The sequence below is a fragment of the Ignavibacteriales bacterium genome, from assembly GCA_026390815.1.
In the GTDB taxonomy this organism is placed as follows: domain Bacteria; phylum Bacteroidota; class Ignavibacteria; order Ignavibacteriales; family SURF-24; genus JAPLFH01.
Genome location: JAPLFH010000015.1, coordinates 83,686 through 106,086 on the forward strand (window position 1 = coordinate 83,686; position 22,401 = coordinate 106,086).

A 22,401-nucleotide genomic window follows, 5' to 3' on the forward strand; every position below is an offset into this window, starting at 1 on the left:
ATAGGTTGGTAATAAAGTCTTCAAAGTAAAATAGATTATCATTTTATAATTTTTATTTCTGTGTTGATTTCCGTAGTGCTTCTTAAGGTTGACTTTACTATTTTTCAACTGAAAAAATAAACATTAGTTTGAATTCAATTCTCATCAAAACGTATACATTAAAAATCCTTAACAAAGATAATTTGTTCTGGGTTGCTAAAATTGTTTTAGCAACTACATTTCTTTACTTTCTCTTTAATTATATAAAGGTGGAAAAGATTTCAGCTTCGTTGAAAGAAGCTAATTATTTATTAATTATTATTTCCTTTCTATTGAGTTTTGCAAATATTCTTTTGCAATTTTTCAAATGGAAGATTATTTGTAACAAAGTAATTGATGAAAAAAGTGATCGAAAGATTTTATCATCTCTTTTAATTGGTATTGCTGGTGGATTGGTTACTCCATTTAGAGCAGGAGAATATATCGGCAGGAATTTACCTTTTAAAAACAATTCTGTTATTGAAATATCTTTAGCAACATTTGTGGATAAAATCTGTAACCTATTTATTATACTTTTGGTAGGATCTTTTGCCACATTATTGTTCGTTCAATTTTATTATAATCTTTCAATTTATTTTGTACTCTTAATCGCAACATTACTAATTTCTCTTTTCTTTTTATGTTTTCTTTTAATTATAAACGGGAATTTTAGAGATATTTTTAAAACAAGAATTAAAAAATTCAAATGGTTCACAAAGTATTTTAATGAATTGAAAATACTAAAAAATATTTCTCAAGGTCTAATTTTAGAAATTATATTTCTATCATTGCTAATTTTTGGATGTTATATAATGCAATTTGCATTACTAATTTCTGCATTCTCGCATCAATTTAATTTTATAAATTATGTCTGGATAGGTATCCTTGTAATATTTGCAAAAACAATTATTCCACCAATTACATTCGGGGAGCTCGGGATAAGGGAAAGTGCTTCAGTATTTTATATTACTAAGATGGGGTTAGTTGCCGCGGTTGGATTTAATGCTGCAATATTTCTTTTTCTTATTAATATTCTTATTCCATCAATAGTTGGAATATTCTTTTTACTAAAGAGGGATCGCCAGTGATAATTGCTGTAATATTATTTTTTATTGCCTTACTCCTTTGCTATATTTTTTTTCTACTTGGAATTCATAGAGGTTTAAGACGGCTTAAACTTCAGAAAATAACTGGTTATTTGCCTGAAGAATATGTTTCAGTTATTATTCCATTTAGAAATGAAAGTGAAAATATTTTAAGAAACTTACAAAGTATTGCTCAGCAAGATTTGCCAGTAGAGAAGTATGAAGTTATTTATGTGAATGACTCTTCCGATGACGATTCATTTGAAAAGATTTGTAATGCTGCCAAACCAGATAATGTCCGGATCATTTCTGTTGCAAAGAATTTATCAATTTGTGGGCATAAAAAGAAAGCGCTAAAGTTTGCCATAGAACAAGCTAAGGGTGAAATAATAGTAACTACGGACTGTGATTGCACTTATAACAGTAACTGGCTAAGTACTCTTTTAAAAAGTTATGATAAAAACACTGGTTTTGTTTCCGGACCAGTCGCGTATTTTAATGATGATACACTTTTCACTAAACTTCAGAAACTTGAATTTGCCGGTCTTATATTAACAGGGGCTGGTTTAATTGGTAGTGGCAAACCTACTATCAGTAATGCTGCAAATCTTTCATTTCGTAAAGAGATTTTTAAGGAAGTTGGTGGATTTGATGATACACTAAATCTATCATCCGGTGATGATGAATTGTTAATGCAGAAAATAGCTAAGTATACTTCTTATGATATAAAGTTTTGTTGGAATAAGAATGCTTTAGTGCTTACAACTTCCAATAATTCTATTTCAGATTTCTTTCAACAAAGAAAAAGATGGGCTAGCAAAGGACTATTTTACTTTGACAAACTGCTGATGTTAAAACTTATTATAATATTTTCATTTTACCTAGGATTATTATTGCAAGCATTACTAGGAATAGTTTTGTCCCCATTGTTTTTTGTTTCCCTGATAATTTCTTTAATTATTAAAGGTTGGGTAGAGTTTTCAATTCTCCTTAATGGAAAAGAATTTTTATTCACAAAGAATTTGATGAAATATTTTATCATTGCCGAATTATTCCATGTCCCTTACATCGTAATCGCCGCAATTGCGGGAGCATTTGGTAATTTTACTTGGAAAGAAAGGAAAATAAAAAGGTAAATGAAAATTAAGTACAATCCACCTTTGTTTATCAAAAAATGTTTTTCAAAATTTTATTGGAATTCCTCTAACAAGAAAATACTTCTTACATTTGATGATGGACCAAATCCATTAATTACAAATAAAATATTAGAAGAGTTAGATAAGCATAAAATTAAAGCTTTGTTCTTTTGTGTAGGTGAGAATATTGAAAAATATCCTGAACTAGTAAAAAATATTCTGGCAAATGGTCACACTATCGGAAACCATACATTAAGCCATAAACGAATTGCAAATCTGAATCATTTAGAAAGAGAGAATGAAGTTGACTGGGTTACGACTTTACTATTGGAAAAATATGGTTATCAAATTAATTATTTTCGCCCGCCAGACGGTAGATTTAGTTTTAGAACACAAAAATTTATGGATCAAAGAAATCTGCAGATGGTAATGTGGTCTTTACTAACTTACGATTATAAAAATAACTTAGATATTGTTAAATTTGCAGTAGAAAAAAACTTGAATGTGGATTCTATTATTGTTCTGCACGATAACCCAAAATGTCAACAAATAATAGTAGATTCAATTCGTTTTATAATTAAAGAAGCTAAGCAAAGAGGTTTTGAGTTTGGAGAACCTTCAGAATGTTTGAGATAGTTTTTCTAATTGCAGTAAGTATATATTTTCTGCAATCGGTTATTTTTTTAATTGGATCTATCCGAAAATTTAAAAGAATTTCTGAAGCAGAGTTGCCGACTGTAAGTATTATTGTTGCTGCGCGGAACGAAGAAGATAATATTGTTCGGTGTTTAAAGTCACTTGATCAAGTAATTTATCCTAATGGTAGAATTGAAATTATGCTTATTAATGATAATTCCACTGATAAAACTTTAGAGTTAATTGAAAAATTTATTTTAAACAAACCCCGTTTCAAATGTCTTACAACTAAAAAGATTATTGGCAACCTTAAAGGAAAAACAAACGCATTAGCTAACGGATTAGAAATAGCAACCGGAGAAATAATTTTAACTACTGATGCTGATTGTGCTGTTTCACCAACCTGGGCAAAAGCTATCGCTTCATATTACCAAAAAGATGTGGCAATGGTTTGTGGTTATACTTCCCAGAAAGTTTATAATTCCTTCTCTGGAATGCAATCCCTTGATTTTATGTACTTGCTTACAGTTGCAGCCGGAACGATGAATCTAAATATGCCGTTAAGTTGTATCGGTAACAATATGTCTTATCGAAAATCAGTTTATGATGAAGTTGGCGGTTATGAAAATATTCCATTCAGCGTAACAGAAGATTTCAAACTTCTTAAAACATTTTTTAATCTAAAGAAGTACAAAATTATTTTCCCTCTTGAACCAGAAGCTCATGTTGTATCTAAACCTTGCGAAAATCTTAAATCAGTTTTCTGGCAAAAAAAACGGTGGGGAGTTGGCGGGTTAGACAGCGGTATTATTGGTTTTCTTGTTATGGCAAGTGGTTTTGTAGCTCATATTTGTATTTTATTATTAGCATTTTTCTTTACTGCTTCTGCCGTTTATATAACTGTATTTAAATTAGCAACTGATTTTCTTTTTCTTTATCCAATCTTAAAACAATTTAATTTAACTCCAACTTTAAAACATTTCTTTGCATTTGAATTATTCTTCATCATTTATGTTGTACTTCTGCCTTTTGTAGTACTGCCCAATAGAAAAGTTCTTTGGAAAGGCAGGAATTATTAATGCTTCTTCTTTGCAATTATTATGTTACTTACAGATGCAATGCATCTTGCGAATTTTGCCACTTTGCAGATCATCAAAGATATAAAAATTCTTCCGATGCAAGTATAACAGATTATAAATCGAATATAATTCAGCTTGCTAAACTTGGTGTAAAGTTTATTGATCTGACAGGTGGGGAACCTCTGCTGAATAAAAATATAGTAGAGATGGCAGGTCTGGCGAGAGATTTAAGAATTCAAACAAGTATTACAACTAATGCATTGCTTTATCCTAAATATGCTAAAGCTCTTGCTGGAAAGATTAACTTGCTGCACTTTTCATTAGATTCTCCCGATGAAGAAGAACATAATAGAATTAGGAAAGTAAACGGTTATAAATCTGTTATGGAAAGCATAAAAATTGCTAAATCGATTGGAGAATACCCGGATATCATTTTTACTGTAACTAACGATACATTTCAAAAGCTGCCGGAAATGTATGAGATTGCAAAAAAGAACGAACTTGTACTTATTGTAAACCCAGTATTTTCCTATTTTGGAAATCCAGGTTTGAATAATTTTGCTCTTGATTACATCGAAGAATTTATTGCTGGAAAACCTGATGTTTATTTAAATTCAGCATACATTAAATTGAGGCGAGATGGAGGAAATAAAATAAATAATCCTTCATGTAAAGCTGTCTCACGTGTTATTGTAATTTCACCTGATAATAAAATAATTTTACCTTGCTATCATTTGTCAAACAAGGCGATTAAAATTGATAGACCAATTAATGAAATAAGAAATTCGGCAGAAATAAAATATTATAAATCGATGGAAGGAAGATTTAATTTTTGTGAGGGTTGTACCATCAATTGTTACTTTGAGCCATCTTTCGCATTTCCAACAAATATTTATGCTGTTCAAAGCTTAATTTCAAAATTTAAATACGGTTATCAGAAGCTGATTAAACAAAAAATTAAAAAGAAGATCTTTGAAAAAAATATTGGAACACATAATTGAAAATTAATTTGATATTATTCTTGGTTGTTCTTTCTGTTGGAAGTTTTTCGCAATCTAAGTTTGAATTATTTCCGAGTGCGCTGAATATACATCCGTTTGCTGCTAACACATTGGAACCACGGGTAGGAACACTTTTCCAGCTAAATAATAATGAACTAAGATTAGACATTGGAAATTCATTGGATATACTACATTATTCTACGGAAAATTCCATTACATATTCAGCCGGAGCCGATTTTTTTACTTATACTTTACTTAGAGGTGAAAAAGAATTTCACTTTCCAGTTGATGCCGTTGATTATCTATTTGGAATTAATATTGGAATTAAAGCAAAGGCTGATTTTTCAGACTATGGTATTAGGTTAAGATTAAGCCACATTAGTGCACATTTTGTTGATGGGCATTTCGATCACCGGCAAGCTATATGGCGCGATGGAAGAGATCCCAGGGTTTATAGCAGGGAATTTATAGAAATAGCGCCTTACTATAGTCTAAGCGATTTACGGGTATATTTAGGTTATTCCTATCTTTTCCATGTCGATCCAACTTATATTGGCAGGAACAGCTACCAGTTTGGTTTTGATTACTTTTTTAATAATATTTTAAGCGATTATTTACATCCGTATGCAGGGTATGATTTGAAAATATCTAAAATAGATAAATACACCGGTAATAATTCATTTGTTGCTGGAATTAAAATTGGCAATTCGAGAGGGAGAGGAATTAGTATTTATTACAACTATTATTCTGGAAGAAGTATTCACGGGGAATATTTTGATTATTACAAAACCTACAGTGCTGTAGGTTTCAATTTGGATTTATAATATGCCGGATTATTTCAGCGAACCATATTTTTCTACTAACGAACCAAGAGAAAAGAAAAAAGAGAAACACAATTTTGTACTTCATATTTTCCTTTTTATTATAACTTTTGTAACAACTACAATCTCAGGGATGCAATGGATTAAAGGTTTTGGGGGACCATACGAAATAAGTTCATTTGTTATTGGTCTTCCATATTCAATCTCTATCCTGTTTGTTTTAGCCAGCCACGAATTTGGACATTACTTTGCAGCGATGTACCATAAAGTAAAAGCTACATTGCCTTTTTTTATTCCGCTTCCATCGGTTGAAGGATTTTTTATTAATTTTGGTACTATGGGTGCCGTAATTAAAACTAAAACAGCAGTACCAAATAATAAAGCAATGTTTGATATTGGTGTTGCGGGTCCAATTGCCGGGTTCATTGCCAGTGTTGCAATCTTAATTTATGGATTTACTCATTTACCCGGTGTTGGTTTTATTCTTTCTATTCATCCGGATTACTTCCTGCCAACTTATGGTAAATCTGGTTTAGCATTAAAATTCGGAGATTCAATTTTATTCTCTTTCCTACGTACTGTTTTTACAAACCATTCGCAGTTTGTACCACCAATGTCAGAGATATATCATTATCCGTTTCTTTGTGTAGGATGGTTTGGTCTTTTTGTAACCTCAATGAATATGATTCCTGTTGGGCAGCTGGATGGTGGTCATATCATTTATAGTATGTTTGGAGAAAAAAAACATTTTATGATTGCACAGGTTTCAATGGGAATTCTTGTGATCTTAGGTTTGATTGGAATAGGAGACTCATTTTTAAACTGGAATACCGGATTTGGCTGGACTGGCTGGTTATTTTGGGGTCTGGTTCTTTTTTTATTTATAAAAGTTAAACATCCAACATTAGCTGAATATTATCCTTTGGATAGAAAGAGAATGTTTATTGGATATATGAGCATTTTCATTCTAATAATTTCTTTCTCACCTTCACCAATATCTTTATCTTTAGGTATATAATTTTGCACTTGAAAAACAATCAACATGAAAATATAATTGAAGCAATGAAAAAAATAATTTTGCTGATAATTCCATTGTTTTATTTTGGATGTGATAAAATTCCATCAGGGGTAGTAGATTCCAAACCAATTAATTTTCAGGCTTATAAGATCATAGCTCCTGAGATTTTTGTTTATAATCAAAATGATTCATCCTTCACAACATCGGTTAAGATGAATTATTCCGATAATATTAGGCAAGTATGGCTGGATTATTATTCTTCTGATGGTAAGAAGATAAATTCAAATCCAATTAACCTTGTTGATAGCGGTAATCTTTCAGAAGGTGATTCTACAGGTGGAGATAATGTTTTTTCTGTAAAATTGAGCTTAAGCAAATATGATCCAAATGGAAAATATTTGATTGAATATTTTATTACAGATAACTTGAATCATTACACCAAAATTGGTGAGCATAATCTGGTATATTTTAATAACCAGCAAAATTATCCGCCAATTATTTCTAATCTATCGGCACCAGATAGTATTCAGTTAACAAACCAAGAAGTCATTATTACCTTATCACTTTTAGTTGTGGATTATAATGGATTAAGTGATGTAAAAACTGCTTTTTTTAATTCTTATATTCCACCGGATGGAAGACCGTCCCAGTCAAATCCAATAATTATGTATGATGATGGGAGCCATGGAGACATTGCATCAAGTGATGGGCTATTTACTACACAAGTCAGATTACCGGCAACGGGAGTTACAAAAGGAATCTATAGATGGGAATTTCAGGCTAAGGATAGGAGTGATTCTTTAAGTAATATTATTATTCATAATTTACTAATAAAATGAAATTAAGTATCATAATTCTTTTTTTAATATCTGTGCCCAATATTGGATTTGCTCAGTTTACTCCAAAATCATTTCATCTCGAAAAAAATGAACTGAAGAAAATTTCTGCTGAAACTCCGGTAAGCAATAGCATTAACGACATCATTACAGTTGGTGATACTGTTTGGATTGCCACAAGTAAAGGAGTAAGCAAGTCAACAGATAGAGGAGCATCCTGGATTAACTACTTTGATACTGAAACTTTCGGTAAAGAAGATGTTTCCGGAATCGCATACAGAAAGGGAATATTTTGTGCAACTACTGCGCACTCAATTGAAAAAGATAATTCTTCGTTTCCAGTTGGAAGTGGAATTAGATTTTCAACTGATGATGGAAACAACTGGTTCTCTATCCCACAATCATTGGATAACAACGGAGATTCTGTAATTACTTATGGTATAAATAAAATTCGTGCATTACCAGTAACCGTAGCAGTAAATAATATTTCATATGATGTTGCTTTGACCACGAATTATGTTTGGACAGCAAACTTTGCAGGTGGATTAAGAAGAATCCGAATTGATAGTCTTATTACAAATCAAAATGCAAAATGGGAAAGAATTGTTCTTCCACCTGATAACTTAAATTCTATAAAGCCAACCGATACATTAAAATTTTCTCTTCAGCCGGTTGCTGGAAATTTTGGAAAGGAAAGTTACCTAAACCACCGTGTATTTTCGGTTATCGCTGTTGATGATGCTACAATTATAGTTGGAACAGCCGGAGGAATAAATATATCCGTAGATGGTGGTAAAAGCTGGAAAAAAGTAAGTCATCAAAATCAATCTAAACCGATTAGTGGAAACTTCGTAGTTGCACTGAGATATAATCAGTCCTCTAAAACTATTTGGGCTGCAACCTGGATGGCTGAACTGCAAGGTGAGTTTAATGCCGTTAGTTATTCTGCTGATGATGGTGAATCCTGGGAAGTTGCGCTTGAAGGACAGAAAACACATAATTTTGGATTTAAGAATGAAGAAGTAATGGCGGCAAGAGACAATGGTTTGTTCCGAACTAATAATAATGGTTCTACCTGGACTTTGCCTATTTCAATAATTGATAGTAAAACAGAAATTTCTTTAAGTACAAAAGTTTTTTATTCCGCAGCAAGCCAGGGAAATGATATTTGGGTTGGTTCTGAAACCGGATTAGCAAAGTTGAGTGAAACGGGAAATATGTGGGAAGGTGAGTGGAAAGTTTATCTCGCTTCAAAATCATTATCTTCTCAAACTGAAACGTATGCTTATCCAAATCCCTTTTCACCAGATGCTGAAACTATTAAAATAAAATACAGCACTGGCGGTAAACGCAAAAGTGTTACGATTAGAATTTTAGATTTCGGAATGAACCTTGTAAAAACTGTTATCCAGAATGCTGAGCGCGGAGATTTAATTCATACTGTTGATGGATTTGATGGTTCATCTACAGGAGGTGTAGTTGATGATTGGGATGGGAAAGACGAATTTGGAAACATAGTTCCGAATGGAGTTTATTTTTATAGAGTTGATTTTGATTCCGGCGATCCAGTGTTTGGTAAGATTATAGTGCTGATGTAATAAATAATTTTAACTAATGTTCATCCAATTTCCAGACTTTAATTTAAAGTAGTCTGATTTTTAATTTGAGGAAGCGTTGAGAAAAGTTATTATTTCCATTTTCCTGTTTACTTCTATTATTTGCTCACAACCTAAAACGAGCGAAATAAGTAGTACACCGGGTGCATTTAGTCGCCTGGGTTTTGGCGCACGAGGAATGGGGATGGGTAATGCAGTTTCATCCATTGTTGATGGAAATTTGGTTTCATATTATAATCCGGCGCTATCAGTTTTTCAAAAAGATAACTCATTCCAGGCTTCTTATTCATTTTTATCTTTTGATAGAAAACTTAACTTTATAAATTTTACAAAAAGATTTCAATTTAAAAGCAGTGATACAAATTCTATAAGAAAATTTACTCCAGTTGCTGGATTAAGTGCAGGGATAATTAACGCCGGCGTAACAAAAATTGATGGAAGAGATAACCAGGGAATTAAAATTGGTGATCTTACTACTTCAGAGAATCAATTCTTTCTAAGTTTTGCCAATAGGTTTTCTGCTAAGCTGGCAATAGGAATTGCAGTTAAGTTTTATTACTACAAATTATATGAGAAAATTACTTCCAACGGACTTGGTGTTGATCTTGGACTTCTTTACAATATAAATTCTAACATAAATATTTCATTTATGTTATCAGATTTAAATTCCAAATATAAATGGGATACATCTCCGATTTATGAAACTTCGGGAAATACATCAGAAAACAAATTCCCTTTGTTAAAAAAGATTGGTATGAGCTACAGGATGGATAATCCGAAACTTATTGCTTCAGTAGAATTTGAAAACAGCAATGCTGAAACAAATATTTTACGGTTTGGGGTTGAGTATAATATTTACGACCAGCTTTATTTACGCGGCGGTTTGGATAAATGGAATTTAAGTAATTCCGACTTTCCAGCACGACCAAGTTTTGGTTTCTCTTATTTTAAGAATGTTGATAATTTGACTTTTGGAATTGACTATGCATTTGTAATTGAACCATATTCTTCATCAGATCAGCATATTGTTGGGGTAAATTTTAATTTTTAGGAAATAGATTGTTCAAGACATATTTTTGAAAAGTAAATATTGAGAATTATGAAAAAGATTTTTGTTTGTTTGATTATTATTTCATCTACATTTTATGCTCAAGGAGCAGGTAATGATGGATTGTCTTTCCTAAAGTTTGGCTTTGGCGCAAGAAACATTGCAATGGGAGAAATTGGAGTTGTAAATTCTAATGATGTAACTGCATTGAATTATAACCCAGCTTTACTTTCCAACTTTAAAAGTTCAGAAATAGTTTTTACACACAACGAATGGATACAAGATGTTAGAAGCGAATTGCTTGGAGCTAGTTTTAAAGCATTCAATCTACCATTTGCGGTTGGCTTAAACACAACAACTGTTTCTGATATTGAATCAAGAACAAAACCTGGCGAACCGCTTTCAAAATTTAGTGCTAATTATTTCAATGGCAGCTTATCTACTGGATTTGAAATCATTAATGATATTTCTTTTGGTATGACAATAAAATATTTGTACGAGGGAATGTTATCTGATGAAGCGACTGGCTGGGGATTCGACTTCGGAGCTTTTTATAAAAGTCCCGTTGAAGGATTAGTATTTGGTGCAGCAATTAAAAATCTTGGTAGTATGAATGAACTAAGACACGATGCAACAAAACTTCCTACTGAATTTAGTGTTGGTTCATTGTATTCAACTCCTGTGGAAAATTTGAAATCATTAGTTACTGTTGGAGCGGAATATCAAAAATATACCAGGGAAAGCGGCAATCATATAAATGTTGGCGGAGAATTTTCATACGATAATTTAATAGCGATTCGCTTAGGGTACCGGATACAATCCGAAGATGATGCAAGAAATATTTCTGCAGGACTTGGACTTATGTGGGGAAGTCTGAACTTTGATTATGCTTTTGTACCTTTCAAATATAACCTTGGAATAGCACACACAATATCAATAAAATTTATATTCTGAAATATGTTAGATCACTTACCATTAAAATCAGCAAATATTTCTCCCAAAGAATGGGATGAATTTATTGAATCTTCTGATAACGGAACTATCTTTCACACAAGAAAATTTTTATCCTATCATCCCAAAGACAGATTCAAGGATGTTTCGTTAGTAATAAAAAAGAAGAATAGTATTTTTTCTTTGCTTCCTGCAGTAGTTATTGAACGGGATGATAAGAAAATTCTTTCTTCGCATGCAGGAGCATCTTATGGCAGCTTTGCTTATGATTCCGATTTGAATTTCAGGGAAGCATTCGATTTAGTTGAAATTCTTTTAGCTTATGCCAAGGAATTGAAATGCGATAGAATCCAGCTTACTCCACCGCCAATAATTTATCAGTCAAAGCTTAGCAACTACATCGATTTTGCTTTGGTAAGCAACGGATTCCAATATTTGAAAAGGGAAGTATCAAGCGTAGTTCAGCTTGATGTTGAAAAAGATAAACTGATTTATACATATCGACCGGAAGCAAGAACGGCATTAAAAAAATCGCAGAAGATGGGAATTGAAATAGTTGAGTGTGAAAGGTTTGAAGAATATTATGCAATCTTAAAAAAGAACTTAAGAATGCGGCACAATGTAAATCCAACTCATACTTTGGATGAGTTATTGAAACTGAAGCAGATGTTTCCAACAAGAATTAGGTTATGGGGCGCTTTCCTTGGCGATAAGCTTATTGCCGGTGTTTGTAACTTCAGCGCTAATCCAAAAGTTGTTCTGGCTTTTTATATAAGTCACGATGATGATTACCAGGAGTACAGAGCGGTTAATCTTTTATTCTATGAGATAATGAAACGATACCAGGAAGAAGGTTATAAGTTTTTAGACTTTGGTATTTTTACTGTGAATATGGATCCTAATTGGGGCTTAGCTCGCTTCAAAGAAAATTTTGGATCGCGTGGAATTTTTAGAGATTATTTTTATAAGGATTTGTAATACTTATAATTGTTAACTTAAAATTATGTTGAAAATTCTCCACATTGCTCCACAAAATTATGCCGGTGTTCCTTATGATTTTTACAAAATGCATATCGAGTGCGGAGACGAATCGCGGCTAATTACTCTTCACAAAAATCCTAACACATTTCCGGAAGATATTTGTCTTAATCTGCCATTACCTAATTATAAATTAGCAAAGCTTTGGCGCAGAAAGAAAATGGTTTCAAGGGAAGCAGAGAATCCATCAATTGTTCCAGCTTTCGAACCAAAAAATATTTTGGAGAAATACTATTTTCAATTCAATGATAAATTGAAAAGAAATATAATTGAGAAAACAATTGAGCAATACAATCTTAATGATTTTGATATAATTCATTACGATGCAGGTTTAGATTTCTATCGCGATTCCTCCCAGGCAAAGAAATGGAAAAATGAAGGAAAGAAAATTGTATGCTGCTACTTTGGAAGCGATTTAAGGACGCGTGGAATAATAAAAGAGCTGGATGAAATTTCTGATTTGAATATAACTTCGGAATTTGATCATCTTGCTTTGAAGAAAGATTTGCAATATTTGTTTTATCCTTATGATTCAAGCGAGCTTCCTAAAAAGAAAAATGGACAAAATGATAAAATCAGAATTATTCATACTCCAACAAACAGAAAGTACAAAGGGACAGAATTAATTATTTCTGTAATTGAAAAAATCAATAAAGAAAAGAAGATTGAATTTATACTTCTGGAAAATACGCCGCGTTCTATAGTTCTTGAAGAAAAAAGCAAAAGCGATATATGCATTGACCAGGTTGGCGGAACAATGGGTGGTACTGGTTATGGTAAAGCTGGATTAGAATCCCTGGCAATGGGAATTCCAACAATCACAAATATGACTGTTGAGTATCAAAAGTGGTTGCCAGAAAATCCTTTTGTTGTAGCAAACAATGCTGATGAATTATATTTAAAGTTGAATGAGCTGATTGCTGATATAAATTTTCGAAATGAATTTGGTGAGAAGGGAAAATTGTGGGTTCAAAACTATCACAATTTTGAAAGCGTTAATAGAAAACTGTATCAACTTTACAAAGAAGCCAAAATTATTTGAGTAGTTAAATGAGTTTATTCCGTTCAACATTTTTATATACCATCGGGAATATTTTTTCACGCTCACTTAGCTTTCTGCTTTTACCGCTTTATTCCTACCTGATTCCAATTGGAGAATTCGGAAATTACTCTTTGATAATGTCAGCTTATGTTATTCTTGCTGCTATTTACCAGGGCGGTCTGCATGCTGGCTTTTCTAAAGTCTATTTTGAAAAGTCTGATGAAGAGTATCGTAAATATATTTTTTCTACACTAATGAATTCTATTTTAATATTCAGCTTAGCCATAAGTATTCTTCTTTCATTTTTCACAAAAGAAATCTCATCACTGATATTAAATAATGCTGACAGGTTTGATATAATTTTAATTTCGATATGGATGTTATTTTTCGATAATCTATTCTATACAGTGTTGCATTTACTAAAATCCAAAGAACAAGCAAAGAGAGTAATTTATTATTCATCTTACTCAGCTATAATCAATCTTATTTTTAATATTGTATTAGTTTTCTTTCTTCATCATGGAATAAAAGGCATTTTCGAAGCTCAACTTATTTCTGGAATATTTTCTTTATTTATCGTTCTGCCAGTCTTAAAGGAGAATTATCATTTCAAGATTGACAACCCGCTGTTAAAAAAAATATTATTATTTTCGGCTCCATTACTTCTCTCTGGAATATTATCCACCCTGGTTGATGTTGCTGATAGGTTTTTATTAAATAATCTAATGGATAAAGAAGCAGTTGGTTTGTACAGCTTTGCTTACAGAATTGCTTTAATAATGAACGTGTTTATAATATCATTCAGAACTGCGTGGACTCCATATTCATTAAGAGTTTATAAAACCGAACCAAAGTATGCTGAATACTTCGGTGCCAATTTAACAAAGCTGATAGCTATTTCCTTCCTTATTTTTCTTTTTGTTTCTCTTTTAGCTGATGATTTATTTTCTGCTAAAGTTTATCATCTGAGTCTCCTTAATCCAAAATATATTGGTGGAATTGGGATAATCCCATTTATTATGTTAGGCTATATATTTAGTGGATTAGTTTCATATTATTCTGTATACCCATATTTATCAGGAAAGAGTTATCATTTCCTAATTTCAGACGGAATAGCATTTGTTAGCAACATTGTATTTAACCTGTTGTTAATTCCTGTTTGGCATTTAACAGGTGCGGCGTTAGCAACCACACTAAGTTTTGCATTTAGCTTTTTATACATGATGATTGTTTCGAAAGGGATTAAAACGGAATTTCAGAAAATTGAGATTGCCTCTATTGTTAGTTTGGGGGTGATCTTCTTTTTTATAGGCAGCTATTTCAATATGTTTTTGGTTGATGTTGCATTATTACTTTCTTACTTCTACCTAATAAATTCAATTTTAAAGTTGAATCGAATCTCGTACAGAGATGTAATGAAATAAAAAAGATTATTTTCAGTAAGTCAGTTCTCTTTAATCAGTTCTCTTTAATCAGTTTGATTAATTTACCTTCAACTTTTTCCCAGTTAAAATAATTTTCGGCAGCAAATCGTGCATTTGTGGAATGCTCCCGGAGCAAATTCGGATTCTCAATATATTTTTCAATTTTGGAAACAATACTTTCAGCGGCTGATGGTTCAACTAAATAACCAAATTTTGTAAAATCCAATTCTTCTCTAATTGCTTTAATATTAGAATAAATTACTGGTTTACCACAAGCGAGATAATCGAATAATTTAATCGGCAGGGAATTGTTGTAAATAAAATTCTTTTCTCTTAGGTCGAGACAAAGATCAACATCAGTAAACTGTGCAGAAAAATCCTTATAGCCAACCCAGTCAATAATTTCAACCAGTACTTTTGTAAGTGAATTTATTTTCTTGATTATCATTTCATCTTCAGGAAGATTTGTGTATTTGCCAATTAACTTCAATCTTATTTTAACGTTTGGATTTCTTTCTGCAAGTAATTCAACAGTCTTCAGAATATTAAGGATTCCTCTATCGACAGTAATTAAACCAGTAAAGGCTATTGTAAAAGTTTTACCATCGAATAAGGGAGGTGAGTATTGGAAAAATTCTAAAACCGGGTAATATTCAATAATGTGTTTCTTTTTAATTGGGGCAATGTATTGATATCTTTTCTTCTTCAGTTTCTCTCCGAAAATGAGAACGTCAGCAAGATTTGATGAATAAATATTAAAGAGAAATAGTAAGATGTAAGAAAATATTTTTTTTAATCCCTTCATTTTGAAAGAAACATTTTCAGGGTACCACTCAGTTATATCATAAAATATTTTTATTTTTTGCGAAACTGATATTGAAGCTTTTCGAGCTGCCAGAATTGTTAAAGGTTCACAGCATATTATTACCTCCGGATTAAATTTCTCAATTTCCGCTGATAACTTGGAAATCTTTTCTCTTTTATTTATGTTTTCACCGTCAAAGCCGATGATATGCATAGTATCTTCAACAGTATCTGTTTTTTTGGTTGAGCAAATGATAGAAACTGTATATCCTTTTTTTGCCAAGGTTCTGCCAAATTTGTAAAAGATCCTTTCATCAAAAGGTGGATGACCAGAAGTTACTATTGCTATTTTTTGCATAATTGAAAATAACAAATTTTATTCTACTGATGAAGCAATTACGTGTATTAATTTCCAGACCTGACAGAATTGGGGATGTTGTTCTTTCAACACCACTTCCAAGGGAAATAAAGAGACAATTCCCGGATAGTTTTATTTCTGTTTTACTCAGATCGTACACTAAGGATGTTTATGTTAACAATCCCAATGTTGATGAAATAATAATTATTAATCCAGAAAACGAAGATAGTTCCTTCTGGAGTTTGGTTAAGAAAATCCGAAAGTATAAATTCAATTACGCTTTAATGTTATTGCCAAATGAAAGAATAAACTGGGTATTATTTTTTGCTGGAATCAAAACAAGAATTGGAGTTGGTCATAAGCTTTTCCAGTATTTAACTTTTACAAAATATGTTAATAGAAAAAAGTACATTCCACTTAGGCACGAAGCTGATTATTGTATGGAGCTTGCAAGAAAGGTTGGAGTAAATCCGAGAAGTTTGGATACTGAAATTCATCTCTCTGATATCGAAAAAGCAATTGTTAAGGAGATGAAAGCAAAGCTTGCCCCAAATGATGAATTTGTCCTCGGCATTCATTCATCAAGCGGAAATTCTGCACCAAACTGGAAACCGGAAGAATACCTTGCACTGATATTAAAATTAAATGATGTTAAAAATATTAAGTTGGTTGTAACGGATAATAATCCAGCCGAAATATTAGATAATCTTCCTGGAATTGAATATCCCAATAAATCCGTTCAATTAAGAAGAGCGATTTTGAATATTGCTGCTTTGGATTTATTATTTTCTTCAAGTACAGGACCAATGCACATTGCTGCTGCATTAAAAGTGGATACTCTTTCTATGTTTTGTCCGCTAACTGCCTGTTCTCCAAAGTTATGGGGACCGTTAGGAAATGAAGCAGAAATTATTTTACCTAAAGATGGATATTGTCAGACTATATGTCCTGGTGATCCTAAAAGGTGTTCATTTACAGGTAGCGGAGGAATTAACTATTCTTTTATTTTCGAAAGAATAATGAACAAAGTAAATTCTGGAAAGCAGAATCTTTTAAATGCAAATTGAATCATATGTTGAAAAATGAAGGATACAAATCAATGAAAATAAATATTTTGTTCGGTTCTATTTTAATGATTCTGATTGCCGGTGGAATAATTCTTTTTAGTTCAACGCAATCGGAACTTAAATGGGATTCATTCAATAAAGCAATAGTTAAAGGTCAATCAGAAAATAAAAAACTGGTTATTGATGTTTATACTGATTGGTGCGGATGGTGCAAGAAAATGGATAAGAGCACATACCAAAATCAAAATGTTGTTGATTATATAAGTAAAAAATATATTCCGGTTAAATTGAATGCGGAATCCTCAACCAAATTAACTTTTGAAGGACAAGAATATAGTGAACAGCAATTTTCGCGGAATCTTGGAATCAGTGGTTATCCATCAACTTTATTTGTTGATGAAAAAGGGAAATTAATTACCGTTGTACCCGGTTATTTGGAACCAGCTGAGTTTATTAAAATTCTTAAATTTATCGGTGAAGATATTTATAAGTCAAAAAGTTTTGATGAATACTTGAAATCCTTGGGTTCCTGATAAAAATTAATTTGGATCCGTTTGTATTTAGAATCTGCATAAATTGATGTTGAATTTAAAATTCCATACTTTACGGCTGTGTTTTAAATGCTTTATTGTGATTTTTGGGGCATCTCTAAACACCAAAAGATTTTTTTCTTTTCTAAGTTGTAATTAACTTATTAAAATTATAATGCAAAGATGAAATTTTTTTTCAATTCAAAGTTTTTCTTAAAAGCAGAGAATGCTGAAGAATATTGTATCCAGGGAGAAAAGCAATATTTAACCGGTGATTATGATGGTGCTTTAAAAAATTTATCTCAAGCAATAACTATTGATCCAAATTATTTTGAAGCTTATTATTATAGAGGAATTTCAAAGGATAATTTAGAAAAACATGTTGAAGCTATTGAGGATTACTCAAGTGTAATAACCTTAAATCCTATGTTTGCTGAAGCCTATAATCGAAGAGCACTTACAAAATACTTATTAAAACAGTTTGAAGAAGCAGTTTTGGATTTTGATAAAGCGATTGAATTGAATCCTATGCTAATAAATGTTTATTTTCATCGGGCAAATGCAAAAGCAAAATTAGGAATGTATCAGGAAGCTGTAGATGATTTTTCTAAGGCAATTGAATTTAATAAAAAGCTCACTATTGCATATTTTAACAGAGGAAATGCCTTAGCTAAGTTGAAATTCTATAAAGAAGCAATTGAGGATTTTAATATTTTTATTTCATATTCTGAAAATCACCAGGTTGCTTATTACATCCGTGGTATTTGCAAAATTGCAATTGGAGACAAATTGGGTGGATGCATTGATTTGAAAAAATCATCTCAATTAGGTTATCCTGAAGCAGCACTTGCAATACAAAAATATTGCAAGTAATAAAGTGTTTGAAATTATTTTGTGTTTGAAATTATTTTGGAAATGGGGATATTTAGCTAACCAAAACTGGGGCTATAGCTCAGTTGGGAGAGCGGTTCGTTCGCAACGAACAGGTATAGTTCAAATTTCTATCAAAAATACATCTTTTTAGCTTATCATTAAGTAATTCGTTCAGTAAAAATCGATTTTAACACTGCATTTCGGAGAATGAGAGGAGGCAGTTATGTTTCTATTTTTACGTGATGGTTATTATCATCTTGAATACTTTGATGAGGTTGAAAATCGGATTAGGAGAATTTCTACAAGGTGTAAAAAGAAAACCGAAGCTATTTCTTTCTTAACGGATTTCAATAGGAAATTAAGTAACAAGCCCAAATTGAAATTTATATTACTACACGATTTCTCAAATCTATATCTCCAGCAACTTGAAAAAACTCATTCCCAAAATTATAAGGCGATTGTAAAAATATCCTTTGCTTTACTTGAAAAAGGAATTGGTAATATTCCTATTACTCAAATTTCAGTAAGACAATTAGAAAAATATTTTGCCGATACCTATCAAAGAACAAAACAGGGAGCAAGAACTTATTATATTGCTTTACGAAGTGCATTCAATAAAGCTATAAGCTGGAATTATATTTCAGAAAATCCGATAAGTAAAATTAAACTTCCAAAAATTCCGAAAAACAATCCGTTATTTATTAATGAAGTGGAACTAAATTTAATAATCGGCAAAGAAGATAACCCACAGCTTAAAGATGTTTATTCCTTTGCCTTTCATACTGGAATGAGATTAGCAGAAATTACAAATCTTAAATGGAATCAAATTGATTTAGTTGAAAGAATAATCAAGGTTACTAATACAGCGGACTTTACAACGAAGGGAAAGAAAGAAAGAATCATTCCGATAAACGAAAGAATGTTTTTAATGTTGACTAATAGGCTTCCTAAGATAATGGATATTAACAAGGACGTTTATTTGTTCAATAGGAATGGCATTAAATACAATGATGAATTTATTAGTAAGCAGTTTAAGAAAGCAGTTAGGAAAATTAATATCGATTCAAAATTTCACTTCCACAGCTTAAGACATTCATTTGCATCAAACCTTATTATGAAAGGAATCCCGATTTATACTGTTATGGAATTGTTAGGACATTCGGATATTAAAACAACTCAAATCTATTCACACTTAAAAGTAGAAAATTTGAGAGAAGCTGTTAAGGTATTGGAATATTGAAAACAGATAGAGGGCTAAAATTAATGAGAACGAATGGAAACAGGGCTACAAGGCACTATTATACTGGATTCGTATAAACTAACCACTAGGAATAGAAAGCCTTTTAAATCGCTTATAATTAATTTTTAAACACAAATATGGAGTTTCAAATGTTTACTACAAACCAGGATAATACAAAACAAACCTTGCCTAAAGAATATCAATTACCGGATAAGTTAATTGAACAAATTAAGAAACTTGGTTTTACAGTTGGTTTCTTCCTTGACGTATCGGGTGAAAATGAAAAACCAGTAGGTTACTTTATAAGAAAAAAAATATTACTTGACAACAAAGATTTAATAAAATAATTTGTGTTATAAATTTGCTAATAATTGCTAAATAAGATTTTTTAAGAAGCCTTTATCCGTTCACCTTCACAGGTGAAACCTACAGCAATAGGTTAGCAAGCGGGTAAAGGTTTTTTTATTTGGTGATAGAAATGAAAAATAAAAAATCAGATATTGAGCGGGTAAAAATTAAAAAGCTATTAGAAAAGGAAAAAAGGATTGCAAAATACAAAGATCAATTAGAACAAAGGAAAAAAAGGAGAGCGGAATACTCAGAGCAAATAGAACAAAGAAAAAAAAGGATTGCAGAATATCAAAGAGACCTTACAAAAGTTTATGAAGATACTTTCCTTAACTATTTCAGTAAAGGTATTTTTATAAATTATTACAATTCTTTTGATGAAACATTTTTGCAATATTTCGACTTGAAAAAATTCATTCAGATTTTTGATAAAAGAATTGGGCTTTTTTGTGAAGATGTTAAGTTTAAACTTGATGACGATAAAAGTTATAACCTATATGCTGGATTAATTTACAACATAATTAATGAAGTTATTGAGAGCATTTTTTATAAATACAATAAACTTAATCCCTCTGATTTAGGAATTAGTGGAAAAGAATATAAGAGGGAAATAATATTGAGAGTAAAGGAATTAAATAATGAATTGCTGTTAGGAAAAAGTAAACATCCTGATTTTAAAAAGCCATTAATGATAACACCCGAACTTTATAATATTTTAGATAATGTTTTAGGTAAATATGAGTTTATATTTGCAGTTGCTAGTAAAAGATTTAAGGATGCTGAAGTTATATTCGAGAAACAAAAAAATGAATTAGTAGAAAAAAATAAAGAACAATATATTTTACGAATCACAAAAGAAAATCCAGAATATAAATTATTTTTATTTGCACAGTTTAAGTACTTTGAAAAAATAAAAGAAATAAGTAAAAGAAAATATGAATTAAAGGATGCTTTAACCGATGCTAATAAAGATGAGGAATGTCATCTACATTCTGAAAAATATTTTTATAACATAATTCCGGGACTTTATATAAGATTTAGGAATTGGAAGACAAATTATAAAACATTTTTTCCAGAATGGAGACAACTCTTTCAATAAATTTTGTGTAAAGGATTACACAAATTTTGTGTAAATATAGTTACAGAAACCTTACTTATTACTTCGTAGTTTTCTTTCGTAAAGAATTAATATTCGATGAAAGAAAAAAACACAAATAGCAAGAAATTTAATTTTAGCCTAACAGGATTAGTGTTATCACCACCGATATTAATCTTTACACTGTTAGGCTTTTATTTTTATCAATGGTGGTATATATGTCAAACCAGGATTTATTAGCATTCCATAAAGACCTTAGTGAAAGAATTAATGTTCATTTAGGTTCGCTTGATGCACAAAGAATAAGATTAGAAAATCTAACCACTTCAACAAGAACAAATGAAAGATTAAAATTAAGAACACTTGAATATTTGAAAACTATTTTAGCAGATCACGTGATTTTCTATGATTTTCTTTTAGAGATTGAAAATTGCGATGGTGACTTTTTACTTTTGAATGATTTGCTGGATTTGGAAGATTCGGAATGATGGAAGGTTGGATAAGTTTACATAGGCAAATAACAGAAAACGAAATTTGGCTTTCTGAAAGGTTTACAAAAGCACAGGCATGGATTGACTTGCTACTTTTAGCAACTCATAAACCAAGAACAATATTTATAAGAGGAAATGAAATAAACTTAAAACCAGGTCAATTGTGCTGGAGTCAATTGTCTTTAGCTGATAGATGGAAATGGAATAGAAAAACAGTTGATAAATTTTTATTGATTTTAGAAAACCGTGAAATGGTGGACAACAGAAAAACACGTTTAACCACAATAATATCAATACTAAACTGGAATTTATATCAGGACACTGGACAACAGAAGGGACAACAGAAGGACAACAGAAGGGACACAAACAATAATGGTAATAATGAAAATAACATATATACACAGATTTTTAATTTTTGGAATGATAAGAAAATAATGGTTCACAAGAACTTAGATTCCAAAACTGAAAGTAAAATCAAGGCAACATTAAAAGATTATAACATCGAAGAAATAAAAACAGCAATAGACAATTACAACATCATTCTAAAAAGTGAAGATTATTATTTCACTTATAAATGGACGCTCAAAGATTTTCTTTCCAAAGGGCTTGAAAACTTTATTGATTTAGAAATTGCAAAAAATAATTATAAGAAGAACAAAAAAGCTGCGGGTAACCCACAGCAAATAAACCAAGAAAATAAATTAAGTGAGTTACGTTTTTATGAAAACCAAGAAACAAATTAAGCAGATTTTAGAAAAGCAGATTTTATCATGCATGCTGAATGATATTAAAAGCATTCCGGCAATAGCAGGTAAATTTCAAAAAGAATATTTCTCAAAACCTTT

The 22,401-nt window shown here is 31.2% G+C and carries 23 protein-coding genes; 22 read left to right on the forward strand and 1 reads right to left on the reverse strand.

The features are described 5' to 3' along the window. The first annotated feature begins 128 nt into the window (after positions 1-128). The 14 genes from NTX22_06490 (at position 129) to NTX22_06555 (ending at position 14,749) form a co-directional block, all read left to right on the forward strand. Positions 129-1,106 carry a lysylphosphatidylglycerol synthase transmembrane domain-containing protein gene (locus tag NTX22_06490; protein ID MCX6150152.1) on the forward strand — a complete coding sequence of 326 codons (978 nt, stop codon included), beginning with the start codon at positions 129-131 and terminating at the stop codon, positions 1,104-1,106. Then, positions 1,103-2,239, forward strand: a complete 1,137-nt coding sequence (locus NTX22_06495; GenBank protein ID MCX6150153.1) for a glycosyltransferase — start codon at positions 1,103-1,105, stop codon at positions 2,237-2,239. The genes NTX22_06490 and NTX22_06495 overlap by 4 nt, the downstream gene beginning before the upstream one ends. Then, positions 2,240-2,875 carry a polysaccharide deacetylase family protein gene (locus NTX22_06500; protein ID MCX6150154.1) on the forward strand — a complete coding sequence of 212 codons (636 nt, stop codon included), beginning with the start codon at positions 2,240-2,242 and terminating at the stop codon, positions 2,873-2,875. Further along, on the forward strand, positions 2,863-3,954 hold the full coding sequence (locus NTX22_06505) for a glycosyltransferase (GenBank protein MCX6150155.1): 1,092 nt from the start codon (positions 2,863-2,865) through the stop codon (positions 3,952-3,954). The genes NTX22_06500 and NTX22_06505 overlap by 13 nt, the downstream gene beginning before the upstream one ends. Then, on the forward strand, positions 3,954-4,955 hold the full coding sequence (locus tag NTX22_06510) for a radical SAM protein (protein MCX6150156.1): 1,002 nt from the start codon (positions 3,954-3,956) through the stop codon (positions 4,953-4,955). Before NTX22_06505 ends, NTX22_06510 begins: the two co-directional genes overlap by 1 nt. Then, entirely contained in the window at positions 4,952-5,779 is an 828-nt protein-coding gene (locus NTX22_06515) for a DUF1207 domain-containing protein (GenBank protein ID MCX6150157.1), read from the forward strand. Before NTX22_06510 ends, NTX22_06515 begins: the two co-directional genes overlap by 4 nt. Position 5,780: 1 nt before the next feature. After that, positions 5,781-6,794 carry a site-2 protease family protein gene (locus NTX22_06520; protein ID MCX6150158.1) on the forward strand — a complete coding sequence of 338 codons (1,014 nt, stop codon included), beginning with the start codon at positions 5,781-5,783 and terminating at the stop codon, positions 6,792-6,794. 44 nt (positions 6,795-6,838) lie between these two features. Next, on the forward strand, positions 6,839-7,633 hold the full coding sequence (locus NTX22_06525; protein MCX6150159.1) for a hypothetical protein: 795 nt from the start codon (positions 6,839-6,841) through the stop codon (positions 7,631-7,633). Then, on the forward strand, positions 7,630-9,228 hold the full coding sequence (locus NTX22_06530) for a hypothetical protein (GenBank protein ID MCX6150160.1): 1,599 nt from the start codon (positions 7,630-7,632) through the stop codon (positions 9,226-9,228). The genes NTX22_06525 and NTX22_06530 overlap by 4 nt, the downstream gene beginning before the upstream one ends. 76 nt (positions 9,229-9,304) lie before the next feature. Then, the gene (locus NTX22_06535) at positions 9,305-10,297 is read left to right on the forward strand and encodes a hypothetical protein (protein ID MCX6150161.1); all 993 of its coding nucleotides are present in this window, start codon (positions 9,305-9,307) and stop codon (positions 10,295-10,297) included. A gap of 48 nt (positions 10,298-10,345) precedes the next feature. Then, entirely contained in the window at positions 10,346-11,248 is a 903-nt protein-coding gene (locus NTX22_06540; GenBank protein MCX6150162.1) for a PorV/PorQ family protein, read from the forward strand. A 3-nt stretch (positions 11,249-11,251) separates the two neighbouring features. Then, complete coding sequence (locus NTX22_06545) at positions 11,252-12,223, forward strand: GNAT family N-acetyltransferase (protein ID MCX6150163.1); 972 nt, start codon at positions 11,252-11,254, stop codon at positions 12,221-12,223. 25 nt (positions 12,224-12,248) lie between these two features. Beyond that, positions 12,249-13,325, forward strand: coding sequence for a hypothetical protein (locus NTX22_06550; GenBank protein ID MCX6150164.1), 1,077 nt, complete (start codon positions 12,249-12,251; stop codon positions 13,323-13,325). Between the two features lie 8 nt (positions 13,326-13,333). Further along, on the forward strand, positions 13,334-14,749 hold the full coding sequence (locus NTX22_06555) for an oligosaccharide flippase family protein (protein ID MCX6150165.1): 1,416 nt from the start codon (positions 13,334-13,336) through the stop codon (positions 14,747-14,749). Positions 14,750-14,783: 34 nt separating this feature from the next. On the opposite strand, the gene NTX22_06560 is transcribed toward NTX22_06555, so the two are convergent. Then, the gene (locus tag NTX22_06560) at positions 14,784-15,911 is read right to left on the reverse strand and encodes a glycosyltransferase (GenBank protein ID MCX6150166.1); all 1,128 of its coding nucleotides are present in this window, start codon (positions 15,909-15,911) and stop codon (positions 14,784-14,786) included. Between the two features lie 29 nt (positions 15,912-15,940). On the opposite strand from NTX22_06560, the gene NTX22_06565 reads away from it, so the two are divergent. The 8 genes from NTX22_06565 to NTX22_06600 all read left to right on the forward strand — a co-directional run bounded on the left by NTX22_06565 (position 15,941) and on the right by NTX22_06600 (position 22,299). Continuing rightward, complete coding sequence (locus tag NTX22_06565; protein ID MCX6150167.1) at positions 15,941-16,978, forward strand: glycosyltransferase family 9 protein; 1,038 nt, start codon at positions 15,941-15,943, stop codon at positions 16,976-16,978. Between the two features lie 32 nt (positions 16,979-17,010). Then, positions 17,011-17,511 (forward strand): thioredoxin fold domain-containing protein, encoded by a 501-nt coding sequence (locus NTX22_06570; GenBank protein MCX6150168.1) that lies wholly within the window; start codon positions 17,011-17,013, stop codon positions 17,509-17,511. Between the two features lie 180 nt (positions 17,512-17,691). Next, positions 17,692-18,381, forward strand: a complete 690-nt coding sequence (locus NTX22_06575) for a tetratricopeptide repeat protein (GenBank protein MCX6150169.1) — start codon at positions 17,692-17,694, stop codon at positions 18,379-18,381. A gap of 223 nt (positions 18,382-18,604) precedes the next feature. Beyond that, positions 18,605-19,621, forward strand: coding sequence for a tyrosine-type recombinase/integrase (locus NTX22_06580; GenBank protein MCX6150170.1), 1,017 nt, complete (start codon positions 18,605-18,607; stop codon positions 19,619-19,621). A 149-nt stretch (positions 19,622-19,770) separates the two neighbouring features. Beyond that, a complete protein-coding gene (locus tag NTX22_06585; protein ID MCX6150171.1) occupies positions 19,771-19,968 on the forward strand; it encodes a hypothetical protein in 198 nt (65 codons plus the stop codon). Positions 19,969-20,099: 131 nt separating this feature from the next. After that, on the forward strand, positions 20,100-21,068 hold the full coding sequence (locus NTX22_06590; protein ID MCX6150172.1) for a hypothetical protein: 969 nt from the start codon (positions 20,100-20,102) through the stop codon (positions 21,066-21,068). 215 nt (positions 21,069-21,283) lie between these two features. Continuing rightward, the gene (locus NTX22_06595) at positions 21,284-21,553 is read left to right on the forward strand and encodes a hypothetical protein (GenBank protein ID MCX6150173.1); all 270 of its coding nucleotides are present in this window, start codon (positions 21,284-21,286) and stop codon (positions 21,551-21,553) included. Continuing rightward, positions 21,550-22,299, forward strand: a complete 750-nt coding sequence (locus NTX22_06600) for a hypothetical protein (GenBank protein ID MCX6150174.1) — start codon at positions 21,550-21,552, stop codon at positions 22,297-22,299. Before NTX22_06595 ends, NTX22_06600 begins: the two co-directional genes overlap by 4 nt. Positions 22,300-22,401 lie beyond the last annotated feature (102 nt).